This window comes from Peribacillus sp. Bi134 (genome assembly GCF_918698065.1).
Classification (GTDB): domain Bacteria; phylum Bacillota; class Bacilli; order Bacillales; family DSM-1321; genus Peribacillus.
This window is the reverse complement of record NZ_CAKKLN010000007.1, coordinates 163,452-174,445: the sequence shown is the minus strand read 5'-3', so window position 1 is coordinate 174,445 and position 10,994 is coordinate 163,452. Positions and strand designations below refer to the sequence as shown.

General features: G+C 43.1%; 9 protein-coding genes. 8 read left to right on the top strand and 1 reads right to left on the bottom strand.

Annotated features, from left to right (window positions below; genetic code table 11):
• Positions 1-28 precede the first annotated feature (28 nt).
• Positions 29-1,750: an NFACT RNA binding domain-containing protein gene (locus LQ188_RS17010; RefSeq protein WP_101224605.1), complete on the bottom strand. Its 1,722-nt coding sequence runs from the start codon at positions 1,748-1,750 to the stop codon at positions 29-31.
• Positions 1,751-2,043: 293 nt separating this feature from the next.
• On the opposite strand from LQ188_RS17010, the gene LQ188_RS26845 reads away from it, so the two are divergent.
• The 8 genes from LQ188_RS26845 (at position 2,044) to priA (ending at position 10,920) form a co-directional block, all read left to right on the top strand.
• Positions 2,044-2,172, top strand: coding sequence for a hypothetical protein (locus tag LQ188_RS26845; protein WP_260357047.1), 129 nt, complete (start codon positions 2,044-2,046; stop codon positions 2,170-2,172).
• On the top strand, positions 2,172-4,850 hold the full coding sequence (locus LQ188_RS17005) for a calcium-translocating P-type ATPase, SERCA-type (protein ID WP_230177692.1): 2,679 nt from the start codon (positions 2,172-2,174) through the stop codon (positions 4,848-4,850). Before LQ188_RS26845 ends, LQ188_RS17005 begins: the two co-directional genes overlap by 1 nt.
• A 155-nt stretch (positions 4,851-5,005) precedes the next feature.
• Entirely contained in the window at positions 5,006-5,881 is an 876-nt protein-coding gene (locus tag LQ188_RS17000) for a YicC/YloC family endoribonuclease (RefSeq protein ID WP_230177541.1), read from the top strand.
• A 53-nt stretch (positions 5,882-5,934) separates the two neighbouring features.
• Entirely contained in the window at positions 5,935-6,198 is a 264-nt protein-coding gene (gene remA / locus LQ188_RS16995; RefSeq protein WP_034313813.1) for an extracellular matrix/biofilm regulator RemA, read from the top strand.
• A 10-nt stretch (positions 6,199-6,208) separates the two neighbouring features.
• Positions 6,209-6,823, top strand: coding sequence for a guanylate kinase (gene gmk / locus LQ188_RS16990; protein ID WP_034313809.1), 615 nt, complete (start codon positions 6,209-6,211; stop codon positions 6,821-6,823).
• Between the two features lie 3 nt (positions 6,824-6,826).
• Entirely contained in the window at positions 6,827-7,033 is a 207-nt protein-coding gene (rpoZ, locus tag LQ188_RS16985) for a DNA-directed RNA polymerase subunit omega (RefSeq protein ID WP_098371057.1), read from the top strand.
• Between the two features lie 260 nt (positions 7,034-7,293).
• Complete coding sequence (gene coaBC, locus LQ188_RS16980; protein WP_230177539.1) at positions 7,294-8,502, top strand: bifunctional phosphopantothenoylcysteine decarboxylase/phosphopantothenate--cysteine ligase CoaBC; 1,209 nt, start codon at positions 7,294-7,296, stop codon at positions 8,500-8,502.
• Positions 8,503-8,508: 6 nt separating this feature from the next.
• Entirely contained in the window at positions 8,509-10,920 is a 2,412-nt protein-coding gene (gene priA, locus LQ188_RS16975) for a primosomal protein N' (RefSeq protein WP_230177538.1), read from the top strand.
• The last annotated feature ends 74 nt before the right edge of the window (positions 10,921-10,994 follow it).

Here is a 10,994-nt window from a genome sequence, read left to right as displayed (position 1 = left end):
CACGGAGGATTGGGCCAACTCTATTTTTTTACTCCTTTACCGCTTCCTTTAAGCGTATGACGGTATCGGCATCAGGTGTAATATATACGGTCTGCTGCTGCTCATAGATCACGAACCCGGGCTTGGAACCATTCGGTTTCTTAACATGGCGAACTTGTGTGAAGTCAACGGGCACTGAACTCGATTGCTTGGCTTTACTGAAGAAAGCTGCTAATACGGCTGCCTCTTTTATCGTTTCTTCACTTGGCGATTCATTTCGAATGACAACATGTGAGCCAGGTATATCTTTGGTATGAAGCCATATTTCATCACGGCGTGCAAACTTATTTGTTAGGTAATCATTTTGTTTATTATTCTTCCCGACAAAAATCTGATCTCCATCTGTAGCATAATATGTTTCAAGCTGCGGTTTTGCATTTGCAGGCTTTTTCATGCCTTTTTTCTTTTTTTGCCGAATGTATCCTTCTTCTTGAAGTTCTTCGCGAATTTCCTCTATATCTCTGGGTGACGCTGATTGAAGCTGCTGGTGCAAGGCTTCAAAATAGGCCAATTCCAATTTTGTTTTTTCGATTTGTTCTTGCACTACTCCGACTGCATTTTTGGACTTTTGGTATCTGGAGAAGTACTTTTGTGCATTATCTGATGGATTTTTTAAAGGGTCAAGCGGGATGGTGACCATATTTTGATCTTCATCATAATAATTGACGACTTCTATTTCCTTCATGCCTTTTTTCATTTGATATAGATTAGCTGTAAGCAGCTCACCGAACAACTGATACTGTTCCCCGCGTTCCGTATCTTTTAATGTACGTTCGAGCTTCCCGATTTTTTTTGTGTTCTTTTCGATTTCATTCGTAATGAAACGTTCTACATCCTGGCTCTTTTGCTTAACCCGATCTCTTTCTGCCTTTCCGAAGTAATAGCGGTCGAGCATCTCGCTCAATGAAGGAAACGTACGTTGATTGCCAGTCAGATGCTCTAGTGAAAGCATATAAAAAACTTCTTTATTTCCATCTTGTTTGATCGTGGCGGCATATTTTTCCTCCGAGATTTCCTGGATAATACTTAAAAATGCTGAAGGAAGGGTCGTGCTGTTGGCAAGCCCAGCCCGGTAGACGGCTTCCTTTGCAACTAATGGTGAAACTCCGGAAAAATGGGCAACAAGCTGTCGATCCAGCTTTCCTGCATTGAAGTCGATATTCTTCCTGATATCGTCCTCCGTAGCATCGAAGGGATTATTCTTTTCTTGTGCTGGTGGAGCCTTATATTCTTGGCCAGGCAGTATCGCCCGATAACTGTTAACTGCATGTGAAACATGCTTAATGCTGTCCAAAATCATATTCCGTTCTTTATCAACTAAAACAATGTTGCTGTGACGTCCCATGATTTCGATGATTAACTGCTTTTGGGAGACATCACCAAGCTCATTGCGGCCCTTCACTTCAAAAATGATCATTCTATCAAGTTCATATTGATAAATATTTTCTATCGTGTAGCCTTCGAGGTGCTTCCTAAGAAGCATGCAGAACATGGGTGCTTCCTTGGGGTTTTCATAGCTTTCTTCGGTCATTTGCACCCTCGAATAACTTGGGTGGGCTGACAATAAGAGCTTATGGTTCTTACCTCCAGCACGAACAACCAGTATTACTTCATTTTTATAAGGCTGATGTACCTTATTGATTCGTCCACCTTTTAATATAGAAGCGATTTCTTCCGTCATCGCTTTCGTAAATAATCCATCAAATGACATTCTATTTTTACTTCCTTTACATAAGATTTTCTAAGATACTCATTTTGCTAAGCGTTATCAGTGCATTGGACTGCCCATTTTAGCTAATCACAAATTTAAGCGAACTGGGTGGAAAGCTGTAGCTGCCGTTCGGGAATATTGAATGGATGCTATTTTTATAGGTTCCTGAGATAAATCCTAAATTAGACCATCCATCATGATTAGCTTTCGTTCATTCATTAAATTATCCGCATCGTTCTTCTTTCCGCAATTCTGTTTAATTATAGCATTATTTTGGACGAGTCTGAATAATCATGGAAGAAGAGCAGGTTGTTTTATGTATCGGTAAGCAGGCAGGTGTTGGATGGGTAAAGCAAAAAGCGCCTGTTGAGATGTATACAGGAGCCTATTTCATTCTATTCAAAGGGATGTGTGATACTTGATGGAGTTCAAGGAAATGAATAATCAAGAAATGGAGAAAGCGCTTCAAACAAACGTTACACACGGTTTGGACGATGATGAAGTAAAGGACAGGCTGCGAAAGCATGGCTTTAACGAATTGAAGGAAGGGGAAAAACAGTCTGCCATTCTTTTATTCTTCGCCCAATTCAAAGATTTCATGGTCATCGTTTTACTTGCCGCGACATTGGTCTCCGGGATATTGGGTGAATATATCGATGCGATTGCCATCATGGCGATTGTTTTTTTGAATGGATTACTTGGTTTTTTTCAAGAACGGAAGGCAGAAAAATCCTTGGATGCCCTAAAGGAAATGGCAGCGCCGCAAGTTTACGTGCTTCGAGGTGGACAGTGGCTGAAGATCCCATCGAAGGAAGTCGTTGTGGGGGATATCCTGAAGTTTTCGAGCGGTGACCGAATTGGTGCCGATTTACGGATCGTCGACCATTCAAGCCTTGAAATAGAAGAGTCTGCACTTACCGGAGAGTCACTCCCGGCCGTTAAATGTTCCGATCCATTGATGAATGAAGTCGAAGGTATCGGTGATCAGGAAAATATGGCTTTTATGGGAACGATGGTGACAAGAGGAAATGGAGTCGGAATCGTAACCGCTACGGGTATGAATACGGCGATGGGCAAGATTGCGGATCTCCTGCAGACTGCAGAAACAAAAGAAACACCGCTTCAGCGGAGGTTGGAGCAGTTAGGCAAAATTTTGATCGTCACGGCTTTAATATTAACTGTAATTGTAGTCCTGACTGGTGTCATTCAAGGGCATGACCTCTATACGATGTTTTTGGCCGGGGTATCATTGGCTGTTGCAGCGATTCCCGAAGGCTTGCCAGCCATTGTGACCGTAGCCTTGTCTTTAGGCGTTCAGCGTATGATCAAACAAAAAGCGATTGTCCGCAAGCTTCCTGCTGTAGAAACGCTAGGCTGCGCAACGGTGATTTGCTCAGATAAGACAGGAACACTGACCCAAAACAAAATGACGGTGACGAAGGTTTGGAGTGGAGGGAAAACTTGGGATGTCAGCGGTACTGGTTATAAACCTGTCGGAGAGTTTTCTTTAGAGGGAGTTTCAGTTGCCCCGAGAAACCATAATGCATTGCTGCAAATAATTACATTCGGCATGCTCTGTAACAAAGCTGAGTTAAAGGAGAATGGTAAACAATATATTTTAGACGGTGATCCGACAGAAGGGGCGATGTTGGTCGCGGCAATGAAAGCAGGGTTGACCAGGGAACACCTGTCTAAGGGGTTTACGATAGTGAAGGAGTTTCCATTTGACTCGAGCCGCAAAATGATGAGTGTTATAGTGAAGGATGATAAGGATAATCATTTTGTAATTGCAAAAGGGGCCCCTGACGTATTGATCGCCCAGTCCGATACGATTCTTTGGGAAGGCAGGTCGGAAATATTAAATCGGGAGAGTAAGGAAAGGGTACAGCAGGATATGAATGAGCTTGCCTCACAGGCACTTCGAATGATTGCCGTTGGATATAAACCCCTTCCGAAAGGAACGATTTTGCTTCATGAAACCGAAGCTGAGCGCAATTTGACCTTCATGGGGCTGCAGGGCATGATCGATCCCCCGCGTCCGGAGGTGAAGCAGGCTGTTAAGGAATGCAGGGATGCCGGGATCAAAACTGTCATGATTACTGGCGACCATGTAATAACCGCAAAGGCAATAGCTAAAGAACTTGGTATTTTAAAAGGAAAAGACCGTGTACTTGAAGGACGGCAATTGGCGGACATGGATGTCGGGGAACTTGAGGAAGTTGTTGAAAGTGTTTCGGTATTTGCCCGCGTTTCCCCGGAACATAAGTTGAAAATCGTAAAAGCCTTGCAAAATAAAGGACATGTCGTTGCAATGACAGGGGATGGAGTCAATGATGCCCCTGCAATAAAATCAGCGGATATTGGTATATCCATGGGCATCACGGGTACTGATGTCGCGAAGGAAGCTTCTTCCTTGATATTGGTTGATGATAATTTTGCCACAATTAAATCGGCCATCAAAGAAGGCAGGAATATTTATGAAAACATCAGGAAGTTCATCCGTTATCTGCTTGCTTCCAATGTGGGGGAGATCTTGGTCATGTTTTTTGCGATGCTATGTGCATTGCCTTTACCTTTGATACCAATCCAGATCTTATTCGTGAACCTTGTGACTGACGGACTGCCCGCGATGGCGTTGGGTCTGGATGCCGCCGAAGAAGATGTAATGAAAAGAAATCCAAGAAATGCCAATGAAGGTGTTTTTGGAAGAGGGCTTGGCTGGAAGATCATTTCACGCGGTTTTCTGATCGGGGTTTCAACATTGATCGCATTTTATGTTGTATATCGTGCAAATCCCGAAAACCTTGCATATGCACAAACGATTGCGTTCGCTACCTTGGTATTGGCTCAGCTTATACATGTATTCGATTGCCGAAGTGAACGTTCGATCTTCTCGAGAAATCCATTCGGTAACCTTTATCTAGTGGGGGCGGTATTATCCTCCCTATTATTGATGGTAGCCGTCATGTATGTGCAGCCTTTACAAACAATCTTTCATACGGTACCGATTTCGGGAAGGGATTGGCTATTAGTAATAGGAATGGCATCCATACCAACTTTTTTACTGGCTGGAACCTTTTTAGCAAGAAAAGCACAATGATATATGATATAATCTTTAAGGTGGTAGAGTCTTGCTCTATTGCCTTTTTATTTTTGTAGTATTTTATTTGTGAGCTAAAGTTTTCGTGCTGTAGCTAATATATAATGAATATTAAAGGCTAAATTACTACATTATGTTTGATAGGATGTGGAACCATGGTTACCAGTATGACGGGCTATGGAAGAGAAGAAGCGGAAAACGAACAGGTCAAGGTTTTTGCTGAAATTAAGACCGTGAACCATCGTTTTTGTGAATATACGATTCGAATGCCGCGCCAGCTTTTGGTTTTGGAAGAAAAGGTGAAGAAGAAGGCGAACCAATACATAAGAAGGGGACGGGTGGAAATCTTCATTACAGTTGAAGGTGAGAGCCTGGTTTCCAAAAAGGTGAAGATCGATTGGGATCTTGCTGATCAGTATGTGGGGTTGATGGAAGAAGTCAAGGGAAAATACAATCTGGAAAGTTCCATTACATTACAGGATATGCTGCAACTTGAATCGATTTTCATAACGGAGGAAGTACCTGCGGTTCCTGCCGATTTGGAATCCCTGTTATTGAAGGCTGTCACGGGGGCATTGGAAAATCTGAAAACAATGCGGAATCTGGAAGGTCAGGAACTGGCCTTGGACATGAAACACCAGCTTGAAAAGTTTGGTGAGGTTGTAGCAGGGGTCAAAATGCATGCACCTTCAGTCGTCGAAAAATATAAAGCCCGCTTGGAAATCAAACTGGCAGAATTGACTGAAGGATTGATCGAAGATAGCCGCATTGTGACAGAAGCGGCCATTTTTGCAGATAAATGTGATATAAATGAAGAACTGACCAGACTCGATAGCCATGTACAGCAATTTTCAAGGACGCTTACCCATAGTGAACCAATTGGAAGGAAACTCGACTTCCTTGTCCAGGAAATGAATAGGGAAGTCAATACGATTGGATCAAAGGCAAATGATTCGGCCATTACCAAAGAAGTGGTGGAAATGAAAAGTCTGCTTGAAAAATTAAAAGAACAGGTTCAAAATATCGAGTAGTCGGTTTATGATGAACCTAACAAGGTGACAATAGGTATGAATGGGGGACAAAAATGTCAATTAAGCTCATTAATATTGGTTTTGGGAATATCGTTTCCGCAAACCGGATCGTATCCATCGTGAGCCCTGAATCGGCTCCGATCAAAAGGATCATCCAAGATGCCCGAGACCGCGGATCCTTAATAGATGCTACATATGGTAGAAGGACTAGGGCCGTTATAATTACAGACAGCGACCATGTTATCTTATCTGCCGTTCAACCGGAAACGGTTGCCGCACGGCTTCAAGATAGAGATGACAGCGTAGAAGAGGGGTAACTGAAACAATATGAGAGAAAAAGGTTTATTAATCGTTTTGTCCGGTCCATCCGGTGTTGGTAAAGGAACTGTAAGAAAGGCGATTTTTTCTCAGCCAGGAACGGCATTCGAATATTCGATTTCGATGACCACACGGCTGCCTCGCCATGGTGAAGTGGACGGAGTGGATTATTTCTTCAAAAAACGCGAGGAATTCGAAGCACTGATCGAGGAAGGCAAATTGCTGGAATATGCTGAGTTCGTCGGTAATTATTATGGAACACCCGTGGATTATGTCCGTGAAACAATCGATTCCGGAAAAGATGTATTTCTGGAAATTGAAGTTCAAGGAGCTAAACAGGTCCGGGAGAAATTCCCTGAAGGACTTTTCATTTTCCTTGCTCCTCCGAGTTTGACCGAACTCGAAAGCCGCATCGTTACTCGCGGAACCGAGACGGAGGAAGCTATAAAAGGACGGATGAAAGTGGCCAAGGAAGAAATAGAACTTATGGATCTGTATGATTATGTTGTTGAAAATGATCATGTGGATGCCGCATGTGCTAGAATTAATGCAATTGTAATAGCCGAGCATTGCCGTCGGGAAAGAGTTGCTGTTTTATATAAAAAAATGCTGGAGGCGGAATAAATTATGTTATATCCATCAATTGATTCTCTATTACTTAAAATCGATTCAAAATACTCACTTGTATCAGTGGCAGCTAAGCGTGCCAGGGAAATGCAAATTAAAGATAATTGCCTCGTAACGAAACCGGTATCCCATAAATCAGTAGGTCGTGCCCTTGAAGAGATTCATTCCGGTAAATTGACTTACGATAATTCTTACGAGGAAAACTAAAAGAACACATAGCTTGACCTATCGGGCCTGACACCCTAAAGCAAACAGGAGCGTTACATTTGGAAATTGCTTCCTTCCTGCGGCCAAGGTGTCAGGCCTGTTTGTTTTGGTTTTAATAAAGTCCGGAAGTCATTGATGAAGGAGGCAGAGGTATGGAATGTTTAGGAAGATCCATATGTTATTGCGCATTTCAAATGAAATTTCTTCGGTTTTCCGTCATAATTAGAAGAAAATAGAATGTATAGTTAGGGGAAATTTGCATGCTTATCGATAAAAAAGTACTTCTTTGTGTCACCGGCGGGATTGCTGTATATAAGGCTGCTGCCCTGACAAGTAAATTAACTCAGGAAGGTGCACATGTTAAAGTGATCATGAGTGAATCGGCACGTGAATTCGTGACGCCGCTCACCTTTCAAGCACTTTCGAGAAATGATGTGTATACAGATACTTTTGATGAGAAGGATTCATCAGTCATTGCCCACATCGACTTGGCTGATTGGGCAGATATCATCCTGTTGGCTCCAGCTACAGCGAATGTCATCGGAAAGGTAGCCAATGGAATCGCGGATGATATGATTACGACCACACTTCTGGCAACGGAAGCGCCTGTCTGGGTTGCGCCGGCAATGAACGTGCACATGTACGCCCACCCAGCGGTTCAGAAAAATATGGAGACACTTCGTTCGTTTGGATATCAATTCATTGAACCGGGTGAAGGGTATTTGGCCTGCGGGTATGTAGGGAAAGGGCGATTGGAGGAACCGGAAACAATCGTGGAACATCTTAATCGATATTTCGATGAACGTAAATCACACCAACAGCCTCTTAAAGGAAAGAAATATTTGATAACGGCAGGACCGACTCGCGAAGCAATCGATCCCGTGCGTTACGTAACGAATCATTCCAGCGGCAAAATGGGCTATGCCCTAGCCGAAAAGGCAATTGGAATGGGCGCTGAGGTGACATTGATCACTGGCCCAGTGAACTTGACACCGCCCTCCAAGGCCAAAGTAATACCAGTGGTATCAGCAGCAGATATGTATGATGCGGTATTCGATCAGTTCGATTCCAGTGACGTCGTAATCATGACCGCTGCAGTGGCTGACTATAAACCGAAAATTTATCATGATCAAAAGATGAAAAAGCAGCCAGGGGAAAATGTGATGGAATTTGAACGGACAAAGGATATCCTCATGGAACTCGGTGAAAATAAAACTCATCAGTTCTTGGTAGGCTTTGCGGCTGAAACGAACAATGTTGAAGAATACGCAAGAGGGAAATTAGCCAAAAAGAATGCAGATATGATCGTTGCCAATAATGTTACCGCCCCAGGGGCAGGATTTGGAACGGATACGAACATCGTGACTATTTACAATAAAGATGGAAGTGCGACCGAACTTCCAAAAATGAGTAAAGCGGATATAGCTAAAAGCATCCTGGCAGAAGTATCTCGCATGCAAAAGGAATGATGTCATATGGATATAGCATCCGTCATCGTGGATGTACCTGCTAAACAAACGGATCGAGAATTCGACTATCGCATACCTGAAAAGTGGAGCCAAGTCATCAAACCCGGAATGCGGGTCATCGTCCCGTTCGGTCCAAGAATGGTTCAGGGATTCGTCACAGGCTTAAAAGCTAAAAGCGACTTTGCGAAATTACGCAATATAAAAGAACCAATGGATTTGGAGCCCATCCTTAATGATGAATTGCTTCAGCTGGGTGACTGGTTGACCAAAGAGGCGATGTGTTTTAAAATTTCAGCGCTACAGGCCATGCTTCCGGCAGCGATGAAAGCAAAGTATGAAAAAGTGATCAAAGTCGTTGAAGATAAAAAGAATCAGCTGCCTCCATTCATTCAAAACCTTTTCGGGAAAAATGATTCAATATCTTGGAAAGACGTGATTGAAGGGGAGAACGCTTCACTTTTCCAAAAGGAAATGCAAAATGGCAATCTTGAGCTCGTATATAATGTGAAAAACCGACTTAATAAGAAGACAGTCCGTGTCATAAAATCTTTACTTTCCCCTGAGGAACTGAAAGAAATGGCATCAGCCATGTCAAGCAATGCAAAAAAACAACAGGAACTCCTTCAATACTTTATTGAACATCAAGAACCCATTCCGTTAAAAGAATTGCTTGAATTGATGAACACATCAAGCGGTACCGTCAAATCCCTAGTGTCAAAAGGGGCCTTGGCGGAAATAGATCAAGAAATATACCGTGATCCTTATGAAAACCGTGTTTTCGAAAAATCCACTCCCTTTACACTTACAGCTGAACAAACAACTGCGTTGAAGCCTATCCAAGAGAAAATACACCATGATGAACATGATGTTTTCCTTTTATATGGTGTAACCGGAAGCGGGAAGACGGAAGTGTATCTACAGGCTATTGCATCTGTCATTGAAAAAGGGAAGGAAGCCATCATGCTTGTACCTGAAATCTCCTTAACTCCACAGACGGTGAAGAGGTTTAAGGAAAGGTTTGGGGAGCAGGTAGCTGTCATGCATAGCGGTTTATCCGTAGGTGAAAAATATGATGAATGGCGGAAAATTCACCGTAAAGAAGTAAAAGTGGTGGTGGGCGCGCGCTCCGCCGTGTTTGCTCCTTTTGAAAACCTGGGGCTGGTCATCATTGATGAAGAGCATGAATCCAGCTATAAGCAAGAAGAAACGCCAAGGTACCACGCCAGGGACGTAGCCATTGAAAGAGCAAAATCATATAGGTGTCCGGTTATTCTTGGCAGCGCGACACCTACACTTGAATCTTTTGCACGAGCCAAGAAAAATGTCTATAAATTATTGACACTTAGCCAGAGGATGAATAAAAGTGCGTTGCCAGCAGTGGATATTGTAGATATGCGAGAAGAACTAAGAACCGGAAATCGTTCCATGTTTTCGGAGCTGCTCTTTACCAAGCTGAAAGACCGGCTTGAGAAGGGGGAGCAAACAGTTCTGATGCTAAATAAAAGGGGACATTCTTCCTTTGTGATGTGCCGAAGCTGCGGATTGGTCATCAACTGCCCTAATTGTGACATTTCACTCACATATCATCGCTTTAATGATATAATGAAATGCCATTATTGCGGTTTTGAAGAGGGAATGCCTTCCGCATGCCCTGAATGTGAAAGTGAACATATAAGGTTCTTCGGTACAGGCACTCAAAAGGTTGAAGAAGAGCTTGCGAAAATCCTCCCTGAAGCACGGGTCATACGGATGGATGTCGACACGACGAGTAAGAAGGGTTCACATGAGCGGTTGCTGAATGCCTTTGGTGAAGGGAAGGCCGATATATTGTTAGGCACCCAAATGATTGCCAAGGGCCTTGATTTTCCTAATATCACCCTTGTTGGAGTCCTTTCAGCTGATACGATGCTGCATCTGCCGGATTTCCGTTCTTCGGAAAAGACATTCCAGCTGCTGACACAGGTCAGCGGAAGGGCAGGACGTCATCAGCTTCCGGGAGAAGTGGTCATCCAAACCTATACACCTGAGCACTACAGCATCGAGCTTTCTGCCTTTCAGGATTATGATGCTTTTTATGAACGGGAGATGCATCTAAGGAGGCAAAGTCATTACCCTCCGTATTATTATGTTGTCCTTATTACCGTTTCACATGAAGATTTAATGAAGACAGTGAGTGTCACTGAGAAGATCACGAATTATCTAGGCTCACGATTGAATCGGGATTCTATCGTACTAGGTCCGGTTGCTTCCCCCATTAGTCGAATCAACAATAGATATCGCTACCAATGTCTGATAAAATACAAACGAGAGCCGGACCTGAATCAGCATTTACGCACACTTTTGGAGCATTACCAAAAAGAAACCGCTCAGAATCAGCTGCAGATTTCAATAGATTTAAATCCACAGATCATGATGTAATTGTTTAAGAGATGGATGATTACCGCGAGCTGTCACAGCTTGCGTTTTTATATAATGAAGTGCTGTTTTTCATA

Bases quoted from the DNA above. Each gene is read 5' to 3' on its own strand.
- LQ188_RS17005 (WP_230177692.1), top strand. From the start codon at position 2,172: ATGGAGTTCAAGGAAATGAATAATCAAGAAATGGAGAAAGCGCTTCAA.
- rpoZ (WP_098371057.1), top strand. From the start codon at position 6,827: ATGTTATATCCATCAATTGATTCTCTATTACTTAAAATCGATTCAAAA.
- coaBC (WP_230177539.1), top strand. From the start codon at position 7,294: ATGCTTATCGATAAAAAAGTACTTCTTTGTGTCACCGGCGGGATTGCT.
- remA (WP_034313813.1), top strand. From the start codon at position 5,935: ATGTCAATTAAGCTCATTAATATTGGTTTTGGGAATATCGTTTCCGCA.
- LQ188_RS26845 (WP_260357047.1), top strand. From the start codon at position 2,044: ATGGAAGAAGAGCAGGTTGTTTTATGTATCGGTAAGCAGGCAGGTGTT.
- LQ188_RS17010 (WP_101224605.1), bottom strand. From the start codon at position 1,750: ATGTCATTTGATGGATTATTTACGAAAGCGATGACGGAAGAAATCGCT.
- LQ188_RS17000 (WP_230177541.1), top strand. From the start codon at position 5,006: ATGGTTACCAGTATGACGGGCTATGGAAGAGAAGAAGCGGAAAACGAA.
- gmk (WP_034313809.1), top strand. From the start codon at position 6,209: ATGAGAGAAAAAGGTTTATTAATCGTTTTGTCCGGTCCATCCGGTGTT.
- priA (WP_230177538.1), top strand. From the start codon at position 8,509: ATGGATATAGCATCCGTCATCGTGGATGTACCTGCTAAACAAACGGAT.